Below are 19,516 nucleotides of genomic sequence, written 5' to 3'. Positions count from 1 at the left end.
CTGGGGAACATCCGGACCATACGCTGGTTTTGCGGCCTAGCGGAACCAATCAGCAGTTATGTGAATTCAACTGAATATCAAGTGTTGACCGGTTTAGGGGTTCGCAGGTGGGAGCTCGTGACGTGGATGAGGGTGCGATGCCCGTGACACTGGGTCAGGATGCGGTGCTGCCCGCGGAGTTGTCCGAGGCGTTGGAGCGGGGCCCGTTCCATCGTGCGTTGACGCTGGCCGTGCAGGCCAGTGGTCTTAGTCTGCAACGACTGCAGCAGCGGTTGGCGGACAATGGCGTGAGTGTCAGCATCACGACTTTGAGTTACTGGAAACACGGTCGAAGCCAGCCGGAGCGGGCCGGATCGCTGCAAGGCGTACGAGTGCTGGAAAAGCTGCTCCGGTTGCCGCCGGAGAGCCTGACCGGGTTGCTCGGGCAGCCGCGGCCGCGCGGGCGGTGGATCAACGCCGAACCGCCGCCGACCCGGGTCGGCGAGTTTTTCGACAATTCCGAGGCGGCCGAGCGCCTGATGGCCGAGCTCGGAGTGCCGGACGTGCAGCAGGTAAAGCTGTTGACCAGCCACGATCGGGTACGGGTCAACGCTGACCGGACATTGTCCGGGCATTCGTCGCGGCTGGTGGTGCAGGCGACCGTGGACAGGGTCAGTCGAAACTATTTCCTGCATTCGGGGGATCCGCAGGGCCGGCTGGTCAGCATGGTCGACACCCGGCACTGCCGGATTGGCCGCGTACGCACCAATGCGGCGGCCGGCTATGTCGCGATCGAGATCGTCTTCGACCGGGTGCTCGGCCGCGGTGACACCACGATTTACGAGTATTTCCTGGAAACCGGTACGCGCGACGACTACTTCGACCGGATTTTCCGGCACGACACCATGCAGTATTTGCTGGAGGTCGAGTTCAGCCCGGAGGCGGTGCCGGCTCGATGCTTGTCTTTCCGTCGCCCGAAACCGTCCGATGAGCGTACGGATCTGCGTGAGGTCTGGATAAGTCCGGAGCTGGTCGCGCACGTGGCGTTCACGGATTTGAGTGCCGGCATCTACGGAATGTGCTGGGAGTGGACCTGATTCCTTCACGAACTTGACGTTTTCGTCGTCAACATCGGCGTGTTGACAACGAAAAAGTCAGGCTCGCGGAGGGTTTTTTCGTACGGACAGGCCCTCGATGAGCGCGGTCAGGCCGAGGGTGAACCAGTCGTCGTAGTAGGTCTGGTCGGCGGAGCGGTTCGGTACGTCGGCGGCGCCGGGGGTCTGGCCGGCTTCGGCCAGTACGTGGCCGATAACGTAGACGACGATCGACTGGAGGGCGTATTCGGCGTCCCGCCGGGAAAACCCGGCGCCGGTCATCGCGTCCAGCAGATCCTCGCCCAGTTCTTCCGCGGTGCCGGGGCTGGCCGGCCGGGTGGAGACCAACGGGATCAGCCGCGGATGGGTCAGCAGGGCGGTCCGCATCGCGGTGCCCAACGCCTGCAACCCCGTCGGCCAGGAGGTCCCGGCGGCGGGGTGCTCGGCGAGGTGGGCTTTCGCGGCGGTCGCGTACGAGATGGCCGCGCTGTCGACGATCGCGTCCAGCAGGTTCGCCTTGTTGGGAAAGTGGTGGTAGAGCGACATCGGCTCGACCCCGACCTGGCTGGCGAGCCGGCGCATGGTGAGTTTTTCCAGCCCGACGGTGTCGATCACCTCGATGGCCGCTGCCACGATCGCGGCGCGCGTCAGCCCCTGCCTCACAAGACGTGGACGCTAGCACCCACCCCGGTGATCAGCATCGCCCAAGCGATCGCGGTGACGACCAGATGCTGTGCGTCCGGGGTGACCACGTGGCCGTCGGTGGGCAGCAGTTTCAGGGTCCGGCCGTACTCGCGCTCCCAGTTGCGCCGCATGTCCGCGTTGCCGCGGCCGGTGAAATACGGGAACCACCACGAGTTGATGTTGCCGGCCACCACTGTGAAACAGAGCACTGTGGCGATCAAGGTGCTCACAGTCACGTCGACCGCGAAGAGCACCGCGATCAGCGCCATCACCGGGTAGTTGATGGCGGCCGCGAACAGCCGTCGGCGGACCGGCTGGGCGGCCAGGTCATTGAACGGGAACATCGGCACCCATTCGGTGACGATCAGAAAAGCGAGCATGACCAGCGGCGGGACGGCCGCGACCAGTGTCCAGTTCATCGAATCTCTCCCTTACTTAGTACGCCTTACTTTGTAAGGTAAGTCTGTCGGTAAGGCATGTCAAGAGGTCCAGAAGGGGCAAGAAAGGGATGGGAAACCGATGCAGAGGGCTCATAGGTCTTGACGGGATGGTCAGTAGGGTTGTGTGGTCACCACAACGGCGTGGGACGACTAAGGAGCGGACCGATGCGTACCTCTGCCCCCAGCGCACCGCTGGACGGCGCTGACAGCGAAGGCGATCTGGACAACCCCGGTTCGGTGGGCGCGCTGATCGACGCCGCCGCCGAGCGGGCCCCGGACTCTCGGACCGCGGAGTTGGTCCGGCAGTACTGGGGAATGGTGCCGGCCGAGGATCTGGTCGGCCGGGCTCCGGAAGACCTGCTCGCTGCCGTCCGCTCGCACCGCGAGCTGGCCGCCCAGCGGGTGTCCGGCGAGGTGCGGCTGCGCGTCCATACTCCCGATCCGGGGCAGGCCAGCTGGGCCGGTGGCCACACGTTGGTGGAAATCGTCACCGACGACATGCCGTTCCTGGTCGACTCGGTGACCGCGGAGCTGTCCCGGCACGACCTGAACGTGCACCTGGTCGTACACCCGCAGCTGGTCGTACGCCGTGAGGTGTTGGGTGCGCTCGCCGAAGTGCCGGCCGCGCCCGGCCCGGACGAGGCTGGTCCGGATGAGCTGGTCGAATCGTGGATGCACGTCGAGGTCGACCGGACTCGGGACGAGACCGAGCTGACCAGGATCCTGAACGACCTGCAGCGGGTGCTGACGGACGTACGGGAAGCGGTCGAGGACTGGTCGCGGATGCGGGACAAGGCGATCGCGCTGGCCGGCGAGCTGGTCCAGAGCGAGTTGCCGGTGCCGTCGAAGGACGTGGAAGATGCCCGTGAGCTGCTGCGATGGCTCGCGGACGAGCATTTTACGTTTCTTGGCTACCGCGAATACCGGCTCGGCACCGACGAGAGCGGCGATGACTTCCTGGCGGCCCTGAATGGCACCGGCCTCGGGATTCTGCGCCAAGACCAGACCCAAGTGCGGTCTTTCAAGACCATGCCGCCGGGCGCCCAGGAGCGGATCCGGGAGAAGCGGCTGCTGGTCATCACGAAGGCCAACGCGCGCGCGACCGTGCACCGCAACGCGTATTTGGACTACATCGGCATCAAGGTCTTCGGCCCCGACGGCGAGGTGTCCGGCGAGCGCCGCTTCCTTGGCCTGTTCTCGTCCGCGGCATACCTGGAGAGCGTCAAGAAGCTGCCGGTGGTCCGCCGCAAGGTCGCCGACGTGCTGACCCGCTCCGGGCTCTCCAAGCGCAGCCACTCCGGCAAGGACCTCATCTCCATCCTGGAGACGTACCCGCGAGACGAGTTCTTCCAGGCCCCGACCAGCGAGATCTACGACATCGCAATGGCCGTCCTACGGATGGCCGGCCGTCGGGTGCTGCGGCTGTTCGTCCGCCGCGACTCGTACGGCCGGTTCATCTCCTGCCTGGTCTACATGCCGCGCGACCGCTACACCACGAAGAACCGGCTGCGGATGCAGCAGATCCTGACGCGCGCGCTCAACGGCGTCGGCCTGGACTACACGACCAGGGTCACGGAGGACATGCAGGCGCGGGTGCACTTCACGGTGCGTACGGACCCGGCCAACCCGCCCGGCCAGATCGACACCGTCGCGCTGCAGGCCGAGCTGGCCACCGCGACCCGATCCTGGGACGACGACTTCGCGGCCGCGATGCAGGAGTCGGTCGGCGAGGAGCAGGCCCGGATGCTGGTACGCCGGTACGGGCCGGCCTTCCCGGAGGCGTACAAGGAAGAACACACTGTCCTGCAGGCCGCCGAGGACGTGTCCCGGCTGGAGATGCTGGAAGAGCCCGGCGACCTCGGCACCCACCTTTACCGCAAGAACGGCGAGCTGCGGTTCACCGTTCGCCGGCTGCTGGACCCGATGTCGCTGTCGGACGTGCTGCCGGTGCTGCACTCCATGGGCGTACGCGTGCTCGACGAGCGGCCCTTCCGGTTCCATCGGCTGGACGGGGACGGCCGCAACACCGCCGAGGACACCGCTTGGGTCTACGACTTCGGTCTCGGCCCGTGCCCCTCGGTGGACGCCGACGCGGTCCGCGGCCCGGTCCAGAACGCCTTCTCCGCCTGCTGGCGCGGCGAGTCCGAAGTGGACGGTCTGAACGCGCTGGTGCTTTCCGCCGGACTGACCTGGCAGCAGGTCTCGGTGCTCCGGGCGTACGCGAAGTATTCCCGGCAGGTCGGCACCGTCTATTCCGACCGGCTGATTTCCACCACACTCGGGGAAAACCCGGTCATCGCCCGGCGGCTGGTCGAGCTTTTCCTGCTGCGCTTCGATCCTGGTCTGCGGATCAGCGACGACGAGCGGGCCAGTCGCGGCGAGGAGCTGGTCGGAGCGATTTCCAAGGAACTGGATTCGGTGGCCAGCCTGGACGCCGACCGGATCATGCGCAGCCTGCTCGCGACCATTCTCGCCACCCGCCGTACGAACTACTACCAGCGGGCCGCGGACGGTCGTGCGAAGCCTTACCTGGCACTGAAAATCGACCCGGCCGCGGTGCCGGACCTGCCGGCACCCAAGCCCAAGCACGAGATTTTCGTTTACTCGCCCCGATTCGAAGGCGTACACCTGCGGTTCGGCGCGATTGCCCGCGGTGGGCTGCGCTGGTCCGACCGCAGGGACGACTTTCGCACCGAGGTGCTCGGGCTGGTGAAGGCCCAGATGGTGAAGAACTCGGTGATCGTACCGGTCGGCGCGAAGGGCGGGTTCGTGTTGAAGCAGCCGCCGTCCGGCGGCGATCGGGAAGCGCTGCTCGCCGAAGGCAAGGCCTGCTACCGGATGTTCATCTCCGGCCTGCTGGATCTGACCGATGACAGGAAAATCCGGGCCGACGGCAGCACCGAGATCGTGCCGCCCAAGGATGTCGTACGCCACGACGACGATGACAGCTATCTGGTGGTCGCCGCGGACAAGGGCACCGCGACCTTCAGCGACCTGGCCAACTCGATCTCGGCGGAATACGGTTTCTGGCTCGGCGACGCGTTCGCGTCCGGTGGATCCCAGGGCTACGACCACAAGAAGATGGGCATCACCTCGCGGGGTGCCTGGGAGTCGGTGAAACGGCACTTCCGCGAGCTGGGTCACGACACCCAGACCGAGGAGTTCACCGTGGTCGGCATCGGTGACATGTCCGGTGACGTGTTCGGCAACGGCATGCTGCTGTCCGAACACATCCGGCTGGTCGCCGCCTTCGACCACCGACACATTTTCTTCGACCCCACGCCAGACGCGGCCTCCTCGTACGCCGAGCGGCGCCGGCTTTTCGACCTGCCACGGTCGTCGTGGGCCGACTACGACGATTCGCTGATCTCCGCCGGCGGCGGGATTTTCCCGCGTACGGCCAAATCCATCCGGATCACGCCGGAAATGGCCGCCGCGCTGGGCATTGCCGACCCGACCGTGACCAAGTTGCCGCCGACCGAGCTGATCAGGCTGATCCTGATGGCACCGGCCGACCTGCTCTGGAATGGCGGCATCGGCACGTACGTCAAGGCCAGCAACGAAACTCATGCCGAGGTCGGCGACAAGGCCAACGACGTGCTGCGGGTCAACGGCCGGGACCTGCGGTGCAAGGTGGTGGGGGAGGGCGGAAACCTCGGGCTCACCCAGCGCGGCCGGATCGAATACGCGCTGGCCGGCGGCCGGATCAACACCGACGCGATCGACAACTCGGCCGGCGTGGACACCTCGGACCGCGAGGTGAACATCAAGATTCTGTTGGATGGCGCGGTTTCGGCTGGCCAACTGACCGGTCCGGAGCGCAACAGCCTGCTCGCCGAGATGACCGACGAGCTGGGCAAGCTGGTCCTGGTCGACAACTACGAGCAGAACATCGCGCTGGGCAACTCGCGATCGGGTGCGGTGCCGATGGTCACCGTGCATGAGCGGCAGCTGCGGGCGCTGGAAACCGCTGGCCGGCTCGACCGGGCGCTGGAGTTCCTGCCGTCCGCTGAGGAACTGCGGGCCCGGGCGCAGGCCGGCGGCGGGCTCACGTCACCGGAATTGTCGGTGCTGCTGGCGTACGTGAAAATTGGCCTGGAGCAGGATATCGCCGCGTCCTCGCTGCCGGACGAGGACTGGTGCCTGCCCACCTTGGTGGACTACTTCCCCACTCCGCTGCGAAAGACGTATGCGGACCGGATGCGGTCGCATCCGCTACGCCGGGACATCATCACCACTCGGATCGTCAATGACTGCGTCGACCGCGGCGGCTCGTCCTTCGTTTTCCGTGCGGTGGAAGAAACCGGCGCCGACGTGGTCGACGTGGTACGCGCCGCCGAAGTGGTCCGGCAGGTCTTCGGACTTCGGCAGATCTGGGCGGACGCGGAGAAACTCGACGTCAAGGTGCCTACCGAGGCGCAGACCAAGCTCTACCTGAGCAGCCGGCGGCTGGTCGACCGGGCCACCCGGTGGCTGCTGCAGAGCCGCCGGCCGCCCATTGACGTGAGCGCCGAAGTGGCCCGGTTCCGGCCGGCGGTGGCGGAGCTTTTGCCGCGGGTGGAACAGATGCGCGGGCCGCGCGAGCGGGAGTCGATCGAGGCGGAGGTCGCCCAGCTGTGCGCTGAGGGCGTACCAACCGAGATCTCCCGGCAGTCCGTACGGCTCATCTACGGCTTCGGGCTGTTGGACGTGGTCGAGGTCGCCAACCGCACCGGTCGGCCGCCGGCTGAGGTCGCCGAGGTCTATTTCGCGCTCGCCGAGCGGTTCGAAATGGAAGCGCTGCTGGACCGGATTTCCGCGCTGCAGCGGGACGACCGGTGGAAGGCGCTGGCACGGATGGCGCTGCGCTATGACCTTTACGCGGCGATGGCCGAATTCACCGCCGAGGTCCTGCAGTCCACATCGGACACGCTCGGGCCGCAGGAGCGGGTGAAGGAGTGGCTGACCGCGAACCGTTCGTCGCTGCAGCGCGTACAAGCCAGCCTGACCGACGTGGACGAGCTGGGCAGTGACCTCGCCACGCTTTCGGTGTTGTTACGGCAGATCCGTACAGTCATCCGGGCTTCCGCCTCGGGCTGACAACGGCAATATGGCCCGCTACTTTCCTGGTGGCGGGCCATATTCAGCTATTGGGCGGTGCTTGAGGCGGACCGTTGCCAGTCGGTGAGGAGGGTGGCCCACCGGCGATCGTCGGTGGTCTCCATGAACTCTTTTCGGTCGATCAGCAAATACATCTCGCCGGCCGCGGCGGTCTGCAGGATCAGCGGCTTGCCGGCATTGAGTAGGCCACCAATGAAACGGCCATAGAGCTCGGTGAACCGTACGTCCACGGACCTGATGTCGGCCGGGCGCAGCACCAGCTCGCCGGACTCGGCCCATTCGGTGAGTACGAGACGATCTCGGTAAAGGGTGATCTCGCCGCGGCGACGGAACAGTGCTTTTTGGCTCACGCCGGCCGCGACCTTGTCGGCGGCATCCTTGCCGGCCAGCTCGTCGCTGGTGGCGCCAATGTATTTGCCCTGCGCGATGACGGTGTCGTTAGCGTTCATGAGATGGATACTGGCACGGGCTAAGGCAGCTTGTCCGATATGCGCAACGCACGGAACGGCACTACCTACTAAAGTTGTCGAGCGGGCGCCTTCAGTCAGGGTGGTGACTGAAATAGGGTGGCCTGATGACGAGTGATCGACGGCGGGCGTTGGTGGTGCGGGGTGGCTGGGAGGGACATGTGCCGGTCGCCGCGACCGATCTTTTCATTCCGTTCCTCGAAACGCACGGGTACGAGATCCGGGTAGCGGACTCGCCTGAGCCGTATGCGGACGCCGACTACATGGCGACCGTCGACCTGGTGATGCAGTGCTACACGATGGGCGCCATTGACGGCGAGCAGTTGGCTGGCTTGCGGTCGGCCGTCGAGGGCGGCACCGGGCTGGCCGGGTGGCATGGCGGCATTGCCGATTCGTACCGGAATTCTTCTGACTATCTGCACCTGATAGGCGGCCAGTTCGCCTGCCATCCGGGCAAAAGTCCGAAGTCCGACGGCACGCCGGACCATAATTTCGTGCCGTACGAGGTGAACATGCTGCCGGCGGCGAAACAACATCCGATCACCGAGGGCATCGGCGACTTTGAGCTGGTGACCGAGCAGTATTGGGTGCTTTCCGATGACTATATCGACGTTCTCGCGACCACGACACAGAAAATGCGTGAGTGGGACCCGTGGCGCCGCGAGGTGACCTCGCCGGCGGTCTGGACGCGGCAGTGGGGCGCCGGCCGGGTTTTCGTTGCCACACCTGGACACAGTATGGATATTCTCCAGCATCCGAGCGTGCGTAAGATTATTGGGAGGGGGCTGTTGTGGGCCAGCAGGTGAAGGTGGGAATCGTCGGCTGCGGCGCGATTTCGGCGCAGTATCTCGACACCATCGCCCGGCTGCCGAACTTGCGGCTGATCGCGGTCGCGGATCTGGACCCGGCCCGAGCGAAAGCGGTGGCCGATGCTTATCCGCAGGTGCGAGCCCTCACGGTCGACGAGTTACTCGCCGATGCTCACGTGGAGGTCGTGCTGAACCTGACCATTCCGGCCGCGCACGCCGAGGTGGCGTTGCGGGCGATCGCGGCCGGAAAGGATGTTTACGGCGAAAAACCGCTCGCGGCCAGCACCGCCGAGGCAGCCGGGGTGCTCGACGCGGCGCAGGCGGCCGGTGTACGGGTCGGGTGTGCGCCAGACACCGTTCTGGGCACTGGGACGCAGACGGCCCGGTGGGTGATCGATGGCGGCCTGATCGGGACGCCGATCGCGGCGACCGCCACGATGGTGACTCCTGGCCACGAAAGATGGCACCCGAACCCGGATTTCTATTACGTGGCCGGGGGAGGCCCGCTGCTGGACATGGGGCCGTATTACCTCAGCTCGCTGATCACCTTGCTGGGCCCCGTTGTTTCGGTGATCGGCGCGGCCAGCCACCGCCGGTCGGAGCGGACGATCGGCTCGGGCGCACGCGTCGGGGAGATCATCCCGGTCGAGATCGACACTCACGTCAGTGGCGTGCTGACGCATGCCTGCGGCGTACTTTCCACGCTGGTCATGAGTTTTGACGCGGTGGCGACCAGATCGGCGAACATCGAGGTGCACGGCACCAAGGCCTCCTTGGTCGTACCGGATCCAAACACCTTCGGCGGCGATGTCTTGATGCGCGGCCTTGGTGAAACGCAATGGCAGGTGGTGGAGGCCAAGGCCGGTTATCGCACCGGGCGGCGCGGGTACGGGTTGGCCGAGTTGGCCGGCGGTGCGCCACCGCGAGCTAGCGGGCGGCTCGCCTACCATGTGCTCGACGTGATGGAATCCCTGCTCGCATCGGCAAAGTCCGGACAGGCGACCACCGTGACCAGCACCTGCGAGCGGCCTGCGGTAGTGCCGTTAACCGACGGGTGATTCGGCCAGCGCGACCCGATGCGCACCGGCGTAGACATTCATCGAGTTTCCCCGCAGGAATCCGACCAGGGTTAGGCCCATTTCGGCGGCCAGGTCGACGGCCAGCGACGATGGGGCGGACACCGCGGCGAGCATCGGGATGCCGGCCATGGTGGCTTTTTGTACCAGCTCGAAGGAAGCTCGGCCGCTGACCATCAAAATGGTGCCGGACAACGGAAGTCGGCCGTCCCGTACGGCCCAGCCGACGACCTTGTCGACGGCGTTGTGCCGGCCGACATCTTCCCGCAGGCACAGCAAAGTGCCGTCCGCGTCGAAAAGGCCGGCCGCGTGCAGGCCGCCGGTCCGGTCGAAAACCTTCTGAGCGGCCCGCAGGCTGTCCGGTAATCCGACAATGGTTTCGGCCGACACGCGTAACGAATCGGCTTCGACTGTCCAGGCCGCGCTCGTACGAACCGCGTCCAGGCTGGCCTTTCCGCACAGCCCACATGAGGACGTGGTGTAGAAGTTTCGCTCCAGTGAAGGGTCCGGGCCGGGCACACCGTCGGCGAGCGTCGCGTCGAGGACGTTGTACGTGTTTTGGCCATCCGCGGTCGCGCCGGCGCAGTAGCGGATAGCCGATAGCTGGTCTGCGCGGCTAATCACGCCCTCGCTGACCAGGAATCCGGCCGCCAGGTCGAAATCGTCGACTGGCGTTCGCATGGTGACCGACAGCGACTTGCCGTCTACCCGGATTTCCAGCGGCTCTTCGGCCACCAGAGTGTCCGGCCGGGCGGTTGGCCGGCCGTCGACCACCCGGATCACTCGCCGCCGTGTCGTCACGCGCCCCATCGCACACCTGCCTGTCCTTCGATGGAATCCCACCTACAGTAAGCACGGAGGGGCGATTTGCGCGAATGAGAGGCGGATCCGTCGTGAATACGTTGGAAGAGTGGACAAAACAGGTGGTAGCGGAATTCGGTCTCGATTCAGCTGCCCTGGACCAGACGGTTGTGCTCGATATCGCCAAAGATGTCGCTCATGGGGTGGCGCGGCCGGCGGCGCCGTTGACCACGTTTCTGGTCGGAGTAGCGGTCGGGCGGGGGATGTCGTTGTCCGAGGCGGCCGTCACGGTGACCGCGATGGCCGCCGGCTGGGCCGAGGGCAACGGATTGCAGACAGAATCCAATCATAAATAATGCCCTCTGAGCTGCTGTGATAGACGCTCTCTATCACCTGATAGAGAGCAACGTTTTGACCGCGCGCCAGTCTCGAAGGACGATGGACGAGTCACTCGAGTCGTCCGTGGGGAGCACCATCTTGGCCGTGTCGCATGAGCAGGCGTGGCAGGACACGGTGCGTGGCGCGATTGACGCCCACCGTGCCGAGCGGGGTGCCCTGATGCCGATCTTGCACACGATTCAGCGTGAACTCGGATGCGTGGATTCGGCCGTCATCCCGATCCTCGCCAAAGAACTGAATCTGTCCCGCGCCGACGTGCACGGAGTGGTGACTTTTTACCGGGATTTCAGGAAAGAACCGGCGGGCGCCACGACCGTACGCATCTGCCGCGCCGAGGCGTGCCAATCGGTCGGCGCCGAACGCCTTGCCGAGGCGGCGAAATCCCGGCTGGGCGTCGGTTTTGGCGAAACCACGGTGGATGGCCGGGTGACCCTCGAGCAGACTTTCTGTTTCGGAAACTGCGCTCTCGGGCCGGCGGTGCAGGTCGGTGACCGGCTGCACGGCCGGGTCGATCCGAGCCGGCTGGCCGCGCTGTTGGAGGTGGACCGATGAGCGATCAGGTGACCGTGTACGTGCCCCGGGACTCCGCCGCGAAGTCGGTCGGCGCCGACGAGGTCGCCGCTGCGATCGAACAGGACCCGCGGGTTCGGTTGGTACGCAACGGATCTCGCGGCATGCTCTGGCTGGAGCCACTGGTCGAAGTGGTCACTTCGGCTGGCCGGATCGGCTATGGCCCGGTGGCTTTGGACGACGTCGAAGGCCTTTTCGAGGCGGGTTTCCTGGACGGTGCCGAGCATCCGCTCAGGGTCGGACCGGTCGACGAACAGGAGTGGCTGGCGAGTCAGACCCGGGTGACCTTCGCCCGCGTCGGGGTCGTCGACCCACTGTCCACTGAGGACTATGAGTGGCACGGCGGAATGGTGGGCCTGCGCCGGGCGCTGGAGCTGAGCCAGGAACAAGTCGTCACCGAGGTGACCGAGTCCGGCCTGCGCGGCCGCGGCGGCGCTGGCTTTCCCACTGGCATCAAGTGGAAGACCGTGCTGGGTGCCAAGTCCGAGCTCAAGTTCGTGTGCTGCAACGCGGACGAGGGCGACAGCGGCACCTTCGCGGACCGCATGCTGATGGAAGGCGATCCCTTCACTCTCATCGAGGGCATGACCATCGCCGCATATGCGGTCGGCGCGACCGAGGGCTACATCTACGTACGGTCCGAGTATCCGGACGCGGTCGCGACCCTGCGACAGGCGATCGATATCGCGTACGCGCACGGCTGGCTGGGCGCGCGCGTGCTCGGGGCAGATTTTTCCTTTGAGCTGGTCGTCAGAGTCGGCGCCGGAGCGTACATCTGCGGCGAAGAGACCTCGATGCTGGAAAGTTTGGAGGGCAAGCGCGGCATGATTCGCGCGAAGCCACCCATTCCGGCGCTGCACGGGCTTTTCGGCAAGCCGACCGTAGTCAACAACGTGCTCTCGTTGGGCACGGTTCCGATGATTCTGGCTGACGGACCGAAAGCGTTCGCCGAATACGGCATCGGGCGCTCGCGCGGAACTCAGGTTTTCCAGCTGGCCGGGAACATCGCCCGTGGCGGCATCGTCGAGACCGCCTTTGGCATTACCTTGGGCGATCTCGTCCAGCGGTACGGCGGCGGCTCGCGTTCCGGGCGGCCGGTGCGGGCCGTCCAGGTCGGTGGGCCTCTCGGTGCGTACCTGCCGGCCGAGCAGTTCGATCTGCCGATGGATTACGAATCTTTCGCCGCCGCCGGCGCGATGGTGGGCCACGGCGGGATTGTCGTCTTCGACGACACCGTTGACATGGCACATCAGGCCCGGTTCGCGATGGAGTTCTGCGCCGAGGAATCGTGCGGCAAATGCACGCCGTGCCGGATCGGCTCGGTCCGCGGTGTCGAGGTGATCGACAAAATCATCGCCGGCCACAACAGATCCCAGAATCTGGTGGTCCTGGACGATCTCTGCGATTTGATGACCGACGGTTCGCTGTGTGCGATGGGTGGCCTGACACCCATGCCGGTGCGCAGTGCGATGAAACACTTCCCCGAGGATTTCCAGAAGTTGCCGACCGAGAACTTCTCGATTCTGGATGCCACCGAAAGTTTGGCGACGGAGGCAGGACGATGACGCTGATCAAGGAACCGGACTACGGCACGCCGGCAGCTGACTCGGAGCAGATCGTCGAGTTGCAGATCGACGGCCAGCCGGTCAAGGTGCCGGCGGGTACGTCGGTGATGCGGGCGGCCGCGTTGGCCGGCTTCAGCATTCCGAAACTCTGCGCCACCGACAGCCTCGAGGCTTTTGGGTCTTGCCGGCTCTGTCTGGTGGAAATCGAGGGCGGCAGGGGCACCCCGGCCTCATGTACGACACCGGTCGCGGCCGGCATGAAGGTGAAGACGCAGACCCCGAAGCTGGAGAAGCTCCGCCGTGGGGTCATGGAGCTCTACATTTCCGATCACCCGCTGGACTGCCTCACCTGCCCGGCCAACGGCGACTGTGAACTGCAGGACATGGCCGGTGTGGTGGGTTTGCGGGAAGTGCGGTACGGCTTTGATGGCGAGAACCATCTGGACGCGCCGACCGACAGTTCCAATCCGTATTTCGACTTTGACGAAAGCAAGTGCATCGCCTGCTCGCGGTGCGTACGGGCGTGTTCTGAGGTCCAGGGCACCTTTGCGCTGACCATCGCCGGCCGCGGTTTCGATTCCAAGGTCTCGGCCAGCGCCGGCGAGCTTTTTCTCAATTCCGAGTGTGTTTCCTGCGGTGCCTGCGTCCAGGCCTGCCCGACCTCGACGCTGCAGGAAAAATCGGTCGTCGACCTCGGTATGCCGACTCGTTCGGTCATCACCACTTGCGCGTACTGTGGCGTCGGCTGTTCCTTCAAGGCCGAAATGCGCGGCGACGAGTTGGTGCGCATGGTGCCGTACAAGGACGGCGGGGCGAACGAAGGCCATTCCTGCGTGAAGGGTCGTTTCGCGTTTGGCTATGCCAGCCATCCCGATCGGGTGATGAAGCCACTGATGCGGGAGAAGATCACTGACCAGTGGCGCGAAGTGGAGTGGGAAGAAGCGATCGGGTTCGTCGGTCGCCGGATGCGGGAAATCCAGGATCAGTACGGCGTCGGCGCGATCGGCGGCATCACCTCGTCCCGTTGTACGGACGAAGAGGTCTATGTCGTCCAGAAAATGGTCCGGGCCGCGTTTGGCAACAACAATGTGGACACCTGCGCCAGGGTCTGCCACTCGCCGACCGGTTACGGCCTGAGCCAGACTTTTGGTACGTCCGCCGGCACCCAGGATTTCAAGTCGGTCGCGAAGTCCGACGTGATCGTGGTCATCGGCGCCAATCCGACCGACGGTCACCCGGTGTTCGCCTCCCGAATGAAACGCCGGCTGCGCGAGGGCGCGAAGCTGGTCGTCATCGACCCGCGCCGGATCGACCTGGTCCGCTCGCCACATGTCGAGGCGTCGTACCATCTTCAGCTCGCGCCCGGCACGAATGTGGCCGTGGTCAACGCTTTCGCGCATGTCGTGGTCACTGAAGGTTTGGTGGACAGCGATTTTGTGGCTGAACGCTGCGAAGGGTACGAGCAGTGGGCGGAGTTCATCGCGCGGCCCGAGCACAGTCCGGAGGCCGTTGAGGAGATCACCGGCGTACCAGCAAGCGAGCTGCGGGAGGCCGCCCGGCTCTACGCCACCGGCGGGAATGGCGCGATTTATTACGGCCTCGGGGTGACCGAGCACAGTCAGGGTTCAACCATGGTGATGGGCATGGCAAACCTGGCGATGGCCACTGGCAACATCGGCCGTGACGGTGTTGGCATCAACCCGTTGCGGGGCCAGAACAATGTGCAGGGCTCCTGCGACATGGGCTCCTTCCCGCACGAGTTTCCCGGCTATCGGCACGTGTCTGACGACACCGTCCGTGGAGTGTATGAGACGCTGTGGGGTCGTGCGCTGGAGGCTGAGCCGGGGCTGCGCATTCCGAACATGTTCGACGCCGCCGTCGACGGCTCCTTCAAGGCGCTTTTCGTGCAGGGCGAGGACATCGCGCAGTCCGACCCGAACACCAAGCACGTGACCGCCGCGCTGAAGTCGCTGGACCTGCTGGTCGTGCAGGACCTTTTCATCAACGAGACGGCGAAACTGGCGCACGTTCTGTTGCCTGGCACGTCCTTCCTGGAGAAGGACGGCACGTTCATCAATGCCGAGCGGCGGATCAACCGAGTCCGGCCGATCATGGCGCCGCGGACCGGAAAACACGAATGGGAAATCGTCTGCGAGATCGCCCAGGCGATGGGCTATCCGATGACGTACGACCATTCCAGCGAGATCATGGACGAGATCGCGATCACCACACCCACCTTTTCCGGAGTGTCGTTCAAGATGCTCGACGAAAAGGGCAGTGTGCAGTGGCCTTGTAACGCCAACGCGCCGCAGGGTACCCCGATCATGCACGTCGACGGTTTCGTACGTGGCAAGGGAAGGTTCGTCGAGACCGACTACATTCCGACCAGTGAGCGCAGCACTCGACGGTTCCCGTTGATCCTGACCACCGGCCGTATTCTTTCGCAGTACAACGTCGGCGCGCAGACTCGCCGTACGGCGAATGTGGCCTGGCATCCGGAAGATCTGCTGGAACTGCATCCGCACGACGCTGAGGTGCGAGGCATCAAGGACGGCGACGAGGTGGCGCTGGCCAGTCGAGTCGGGGAAACCCATCTGCACGCCAGGATCGATGACCGGATGCCGGTTGGGGTCGTCTACACGACGTTCCATCATCCAGTCACCGGTGCGAACGTGGTGACCACCGACAATTCCGACTGGGCCACGAACTGCCCGGAATACAAGGTGACGGCCGTGCAGGTACGGCTGAAGAAGGCGGCCGAGCGACACGAGTCGAGCGTGGCCTCAGAGCGGCTGCCCGCGTTGGCGCAGGACTGATCGCCGTGGAAAATCCTCCGTATTTAAGGTTGGTCAACGAAATCGCCGTACAGTTCACCCATCGGCCGTTTGAGGAGTCGGCTGAGGTGGTGGCCGCGCATGTCCGCAAGTTCTGGGATCCACGAATGCGCGGTCAGCTGATGGCCCACGCGGTGGCCGGCGGTGAGGGCCTGCACCCGATAGCCGTACGGGCCGCGGAGCTCTTACAACAACAGACAGTTCGCTGACATGCGGTGGGCCGAGGCGAGACAGGTCGCGTACTCGGCGGCTTGCGCAGTCCTGCCGAGCCCGCTGCCAGTTTCTGATTCTTTGGGTACCGTGCTGGCGAAACCCTTGACGGCGCTGATCTCTTTGCCTTCTTTCGACCGATCGGCCATGGACGGTTATGCGGTTTGCGGCCCAGCGCCCTGGTTCGTACGCGGGCAGCTGTTGGCCGGTCAACCCGCACCACCGCCGCTGGAATCGGGACAGGCGTACGAAATCGCCACCGGAGCGGTCATCCCGGCTGATACGACCGCGGTGCTCCCGTACGAATATGCCCAGCTTTGCGGCCGATCGCTGACCGGTCCGGTCGCGGCCGGCGAGAACATCCGCCGGGCCGGCGAGGAATGCCAGCGTGGCGAACACCTTCTGCCGGCCGGCACTGTCGTTTCCGCGCAGGTGCAGGGATTGGCGGCCGCGGTCGGATACGATCGGCTGTGGGTGCGCGCCAAGCCCACGGTCGGTGTGGTCATCAGCGGCGACGAGGTGCGTACGCACGGCATTCCGGAGGACGGCTGCGTGCGTGACGCGATTGGTCCGTTGCTGCCCGGATTCGTGGCCTCGTGCGGCGGCGAACTGGTGGCGACCGAATATGCCGCCGACACCGAGAAAGATCTCGTACGAGCGGTGGAATCGTCGCCAGGGCAGCTGTTGTTGGTGTCCGGCTCGTCGTCAGTCGGACCCGCCGACCAGCTGCGACGATCGCTGCGCAGCCTGGGCGGCACGATGCTCATTGAGCGCGTCGACTGCCGGCCGGGGCATCCGCAGAGCCTCGCGCGGCTCGGTGATGGGCGGCTGCTGGTGGGCCTTCCCGGCAACCCGCTGGCAGCGGTGGTCGCCTTCCTGACGCTCGCGGTGCCGATTTGCGCGGCGCTGCGCGGACTGCCTTTGCCTTCGCTGTCAACGGTTTCCGCCCCCGGATTGGGGCCGCATGGCACCAGTACGCGACTTGTTCCCGTCGTCGTACGGGACGGCGTCGCGCGAGGACTGGAACACGGCGGAAGCGCGATGCTCCGAGGCTTGGCGCTCGCCGACGCCGTCGCGGTCGTGCCGCCCGATGGCGGCGAAGTTTTGCTGCTCCCGCTTCCCTGAATGCGCAAGCTGCATAACGTGCGTAGACTGCAACCTGTGGACAAGGCCAGCGAACGGCGGGAACGGCGAAAGGTCGCCCGGCGGGCGGAGATCAGGGCGGCGGCCGTGCGGCTGGCTCTGGCCAACGGCCCCGACGCGGTTACCATCGAGGAGATCAGCGAGGCCGCGGATATCGCGCCGAGGACGTTTTTCAACTACTTCGCCACAAAAGACGATGTCTACTCACTCGAACCAATGCAGTGGACGGAGGCCGAAATCCTCGCCGAGCTGCGTTCCCGGCCGGCCCACGAAAAGCCGCTGGAGTCGATGCGCTCAGTGATCAAGGCGATGGCGGTGGCGGCCAATTTTGGCTCCATGCATGACCAGATGGCGCTGCTCCAGGAGCTCTACGAGCGCTATCCGCAGCTTTTCGCCAAGATGCGACTCGGCGACCAGATCGACGCCACCATGCTCGCGCTCGCCACCGAGCTGGCGGCGCGTACGGGCGCGGATGCGGACACCGACCAGTATCCGCATCTCCTGGTCGGCGCGTCTTTCGCCGCCATGCAGACGGCCGAACAACGCGCGCGTACCGGCGAAAAGGACATCGAGACACTCATCGATGACGCATTCGACCTGCTCGCTCGCGGTCTCTAACTCCAGGGACGACAAATAGCGCGCCGCGGCTCACAGTGCGGGATCACTCCGCGGCGCAGACCTCAGTTCTGCGCCCGCGCCCAGCTCGGGAGTTCTTCGCATTGCGCGGCCCAGGCGGCGGGGACGCCCGATCGTACGGCGACGACGCCTCCGACGATGGCGCAGGTGGTGTCGACGTCACCGCCGGTTTGTGCGGTGACCCAAAGGGCCTCTTCGAAGTCATCGAGATTCCGGGCTGCCGCCCACAATGCGAAGGGCACGGTGTCCCAGCCGGCGGTCAGACGGCCATTGCCGAGTTCGTGTACGGCGATTTTGGCGGACGAGACGTGCGCGAGGCCCCTCGCGGCCCGCATTCCCTGGTGGACCCGGCCAGGCGGCGTCCATTGCAGCACGGTGTCGAGAAAATCGCGTGGTGGCAGGGATTCGGGGGCGACTGCGGTGGCCACCGCGACCGCGATCGCGGCGGCTATGCCGTCCGGGTGAGTGTGGGTGACGGCCGCGGACAGGGCGGCCTGCTCGGCGACTTTCGAGAGGTCGTCGGCAAACCACGCGCCCAGTGGCGCGACCCGCATCGCGGCGCCGTTTCCCCAGGATCCCTGGCCTTCGAACAATTCGGCAGCGAGCGTCCGCCAGTCCTGTCCGGCCCGTACCAACCGGAGCATCCGGTTCATCGCGGGGCCGTATCCACGGTCGAAATCGTGGTGCGAGGCGAAACTCTCCGCGAGGGAGTCCTGATTGATGTGACCATTCTGTTGCAGAGCGGCGAAAACCGAGCAGGCCATTTCGGTGTCGTCGGTCCACTGCCAGGGACCTGCCGGCAGCTGACGCTGTTCGAGGTTGGTGCGGTTGCTGGGGACGAAAAACTGTGATCCGAAAGCGTCGCCAACGGTGAGACCGTGTAGGCAGGCAAGTGCCCGCTCCCGGCGGTTGGTTTTCATTGGCACCAATTATCGCAGGTAGGTGGGCTTGACTTCAGGTCGGGGTTAAGTGTGATGCTGGGGTGATGGATGGTGTGGGGAACTCGTGGGCCACCGGGCGAGCGCCGAATTCGACGGCGGCGGTGCCGCGTGGGGTGGGCGGGTGGATCGTTGGGCGCTCGATGCTGTGGTTCAACAAACAGGATGATGTGCTGGAGAAGCTGGACATCCGGCCCGGTGAGGATGTGTTGGAGATCGGGTACGGGCCCGGTGGCCTGATCCGGCTGCTGGCGGGTCATACCCAAGCGCGGACCATTTACGGCGTTGACCCGTCCGAATCGATGCACAAGGCGGCCGTATGGCTGAATCGAAAGGCGGAGCGGGTCCGGCTGGCCATCGGTACGGCGGAGAAAACCGGGCTCGACGAAGCATGTGTCGACTGCGTGGTGTCGATCAACAATGTCGCGATCTGGCCGGATCTCGCGGCTGGCGTCGGCGAGATCCAGAGGGTGCTGAGGCCCGGTGGGCGGGTCGCGATCGGATGGCATGGCGGGCGCAAGACCGGGCCGATAGCGGACGGGCTGCGGCTGCCGCCGGACAAGCTGGCCCGGATCGAGTCCGCACTGACCGACCGTTTTGCCGCTGTGCAAAGGGAATCGATGGCCGAGCTGGAGATGTTCCGGGCGGTATGATAAGGCCGCTCCGGGAAATACCTGAGCCCACCCCTACGGGTAGTGACGCACAGGCGTACGCACGGAGGCCTACCCGCTCTCGCTCCATCGGCCGACGCGGTGAGCCAGTGATCGGCGC

Annotated in this window: 17 protein-coding genes; 12 read left to right on the top strand and 5 right to left on the bottom strand. The window is 65.4% G+C overall.

Annotated elements, in window-relative coordinates:
* Positions 1 to 137 precede the first annotated feature (137 nt).
* Complete coding sequence (locus ABD301_RS02970) at positions 138 to 1,076, top strand: hypothetical protein (RefSeq protein ID WP_344306900.1); 939 nt, start codon at positions 138 to 140, stop codon at positions 1,074 to 1,076.
* Positions 1,077 to 1,133: 57 nt separating this feature from the next.
* On the opposite strand, the gene ABD301_RS02965 is transcribed toward ABD301_RS02970, so the two are convergent.
* Entirely contained in the window at positions 1,134 to 1,736 is a 603-nt protein-coding gene (locus ABD301_RS02965) for a TetR/AcrR family transcriptional regulator C-terminal domain-containing protein (RefSeq protein WP_344306898.1), read from the bottom strand.
* Positions 1,733 to 2,176: a hypothetical protein gene (locus ABD301_RS02960; protein ID WP_344306896.1), complete on the bottom strand. Its 444-nt coding sequence runs from the start codon at positions 2,174 to 2,176 to the stop codon at positions 1,733 to 1,735. The genes ABD301_RS02965 and ABD301_RS02960 overlap by 4 nt, the downstream gene beginning before the upstream one ends.
* 186 nt (positions 2,177 to 2,362) lie before the next feature.
* Here ABD301_RS02960 and ABD301_RS02955 point away from each other — a divergent pair, with 186 nt between their 5' ends.
* Positions 2,363 to 7,276: an NAD-glutamate dehydrogenase gene (locus tag ABD301_RS02955; protein WP_344306894.1), complete on the top strand. Its 4,914-nt coding sequence runs from the start codon at positions 2,363 to 2,365 to the stop codon at positions 7,274 to 7,276.
* Between the two features lie 47 nt (positions 7,277 to 7,323).
* On the opposite strand, the gene ABD301_RS02950 is transcribed toward ABD301_RS02955, so the two are convergent.
* On the bottom strand, positions 7,324 to 7,746 hold the full coding sequence (locus tag ABD301_RS02950) for a hypothetical protein (protein WP_344306892.1): 423 nt from the start codon (positions 7,744 to 7,746) through the stop codon (positions 7,324 to 7,326).
* Between the two features lie 125 nt (positions 7,747 to 7,871).
* Here ABD301_RS02950 and ABD301_RS02945 point away from each other — a divergent pair, with 125 nt between their 5' ends.
* Positions 7,872 to 8,570 carry a ThuA domain-containing protein gene (locus ABD301_RS02945; protein WP_163567471.1) on the top strand — a complete coding sequence of 233 codons (699 nt, stop codon included), beginning with the start codon at positions 7,872 to 7,874 and terminating at the stop codon, positions 8,568 to 8,570.
* Entirely contained in the window at positions 8,555 to 9,631 is a 1,077-nt protein-coding gene (locus tag ABD301_RS02940) for a Gfo/Idh/MocA family protein (protein WP_344306890.1), read from the top strand. Before ABD301_RS02945 ends, ABD301_RS02940 begins: the two co-directional genes overlap by 16 nt.
* Here the strand turns inward: ABD301_RS02940 and fdhD are convergent.
* On the bottom strand, positions 9,617 to 10,459 hold the full coding sequence (gene fdhD / locus ABD301_RS02935) for a formate dehydrogenase accessory sulfurtransferase FdhD (protein ID WP_163567472.1): 843 nt from the start codon (positions 10,457 to 10,459) through the stop codon (positions 9,617 to 9,619). The two genes, ABD301_RS02940 and fdhD, sit on opposite strands and share 15 nt — an antisense overlap.
* 83 nt (positions 10,460 to 10,542) lie before the next feature.
* On the opposite strand from fdhD, the gene ABD301_RS02930 reads away from it, so the two are divergent.
* The 7 genes from ABD301_RS02930 to ABD301_RS02900 all read left to right on the top strand — a co-directional run bounded on the left by ABD301_RS02930 (position 10,543) and on the right by ABD301_RS02900 (position 17,789).
* Complete coding sequence (locus tag ABD301_RS02930; RefSeq protein WP_163567473.1) at positions 10,543 to 10,806, top strand: DUF6457 domain-containing protein; 264 nt, start codon at positions 10,543 to 10,545, stop codon at positions 10,804 to 10,806.
* Positions 10,807 to 10,933: 127 nt separating this feature from the next.
* Positions 10,934 to 11,401, top strand: a complete 468-nt coding sequence (locus ABD301_RS02925; protein WP_344306886.1) for a formate dehydrogenase subunit gamma — start codon at positions 10,934 to 10,936, stop codon at positions 11,399 to 11,401.
* A complete protein-coding gene (locus ABD301_RS02920; protein WP_344306884.1) occupies positions 11,398 to 12,984 on the top strand; it encodes a formate dehydrogenase beta subunit in 1,587 nt (528 codons plus the stop codon). Before ABD301_RS02925 ends, ABD301_RS02920 begins: the two co-directional genes overlap by 4 nt.
* The gene (gene fdhF / locus ABD301_RS02915) at positions 12,981 to 15,800 is read left to right on the top strand and encodes a formate dehydrogenase subunit alpha (RefSeq protein ID WP_344306882.1); all 2,820 of its coding nucleotides are present in this window, start codon (positions 12,981 to 12,983) and stop codon (positions 15,798 to 15,800) included. Before ABD301_RS02920 ends, fdhF begins: the two co-directional genes overlap by 4 nt.
* Before the next feature lie 5 nt (positions 15,801 to 15,805).
* Positions 15,806 to 16,027, top strand: coding sequence for a formate dehydrogenase subunit delta (locus ABD301_RS02910; protein ID WP_163567475.1), 222 nt, complete (start codon positions 15,806 to 15,808; stop codon positions 16,025 to 16,027).
* A 1-nt stretch (position 16,028) separates the two neighbouring features.
* Positions 16,029 to 17,153 (top strand): molybdopterin molybdotransferase MoeA, encoded by a 1,125-nt coding sequence (locus tag ABD301_RS02905; RefSeq protein ID WP_344306879.1) that lies wholly within the window; start codon positions 16,029 to 16,031, stop codon positions 17,151 to 17,153.
* A 36-nt stretch (positions 17,154 to 17,189) separates the two neighbouring features.
* Positions 17,190 to 17,789 (top strand): TetR/AcrR family transcriptional regulator, encoded by a 600-nt coding sequence (locus ABD301_RS02900; protein ID WP_344306877.1) that lies wholly within the window; start codon positions 17,190 to 17,192, stop codon positions 17,787 to 17,789.
* A gap of 62 nt (positions 17,790 to 17,851) precedes the next feature.
* Here ABD301_RS02900 and ABD301_RS02895 read toward each other — a convergent pair whose 3' ends face one another.
* Positions 17,852 to 18,727: an ADP-ribosylglycohydrolase family protein gene (locus ABD301_RS02895; protein WP_344306875.1), complete on the bottom strand. Its 876-nt coding sequence runs from the start codon at positions 18,725 to 18,727 to the stop codon at positions 17,852 to 17,854.
* 65 nt (positions 18,728 to 18,792) lie between these two features.
* Here ABD301_RS02895 and ABD301_RS02890 point away from each other — a divergent pair, with 65 nt between their 5' ends.
* A complete protein-coding gene (locus tag ABD301_RS02890; protein WP_279579655.1) occupies positions 18,793 to 19,398 on the top strand; it encodes a class I SAM-dependent methyltransferase in 606 nt (201 codons plus the stop codon).
* The last annotated feature ends 118 nt before the right edge of the window (positions 19,399 to 19,516 follow it).

This window comes from Fodinicola feengrottensis (genome assembly GCF_039530045.1).
GTDB classification, from domain to species: Bacteria; Actinomycetota; Actinomycetes; order Mycobacteriales; family HKI-0501; genus Fodinicola; species Fodinicola feengrottensis.
This window is presented reverse-complemented; position numbering and strand designations above follow the sequence as displayed.

Coding starts and splice junctions, on each gene's coding strand:
- fdhD (WP_163567472.1), bottom strand. CDS start 10,459: ATGGGGCGCGTGACGACACGGCGGCGAGTGATCCGGGTGGTCGACGGC.
- ABD301_RS02950 (WP_344306892.1), bottom strand. CDS start 7,746: ATGAACGCTAACGACACCGTCATCGCGCAGGGCAAATACATTGGCGCC.
- ABD301_RS02890 (WP_279579655.1), top strand. CDS start 18,793: ATGGATGGTGTGGGGAACTCGTGGGCCACCGGGCGAGCGCCGAATTCG.
- ABD301_RS02905 (WP_344306879.1), top strand. CDS start 16,029: ATGCGGTGGGCCGAGGCGAGACAGGTCGCGTACTCGGCGGCTTGCGCA.
- ABD301_RS02920 (WP_344306884.1), top strand. CDS start 11,398: ATGAGCGATCAGGTGACCGTGTACGTGCCCCGGGACTCCGCCGCGAAG.
- ABD301_RS02970 (WP_344306900.1), top strand. CDS start 138: ATGCCCGTGACACTGGGTCAGGATGCGGTGCTGCCCGCGGAGTTGTCC.
- fdhF (WP_344306882.1), top strand. CDS start 12,981: ATGACGCTGATCAAGGAACCGGACTACGGCACGCCGGCAGCTGACTCG.
- ABD301_RS02960 (WP_344306896.1), bottom strand. CDS start 2,176: ATGAACTGGACACTGGTCGCGGCCGTCCCGCCGCTGGTCATGCTCGCT.
- ABD301_RS02955 (WP_344306894.1), top strand. CDS start 2,363: ATGCGTACCTCTGCCCCCAGCGCACCGCTGGACGGCGCTGACAGCGAA.
- ABD301_RS02945 (WP_163567471.1), top strand. CDS start 7,872: ATGACGAGTGATCGACGGCGGGCGTTGGTGGTGCGGGGTGGCTGGGAG.
- ABD301_RS02895 (WP_344306875.1), bottom strand. CDS start 18,727: ATGAAAACCAACCGCCGGGAGCGGGCACTTGCCTGCCTACACGGTCTC.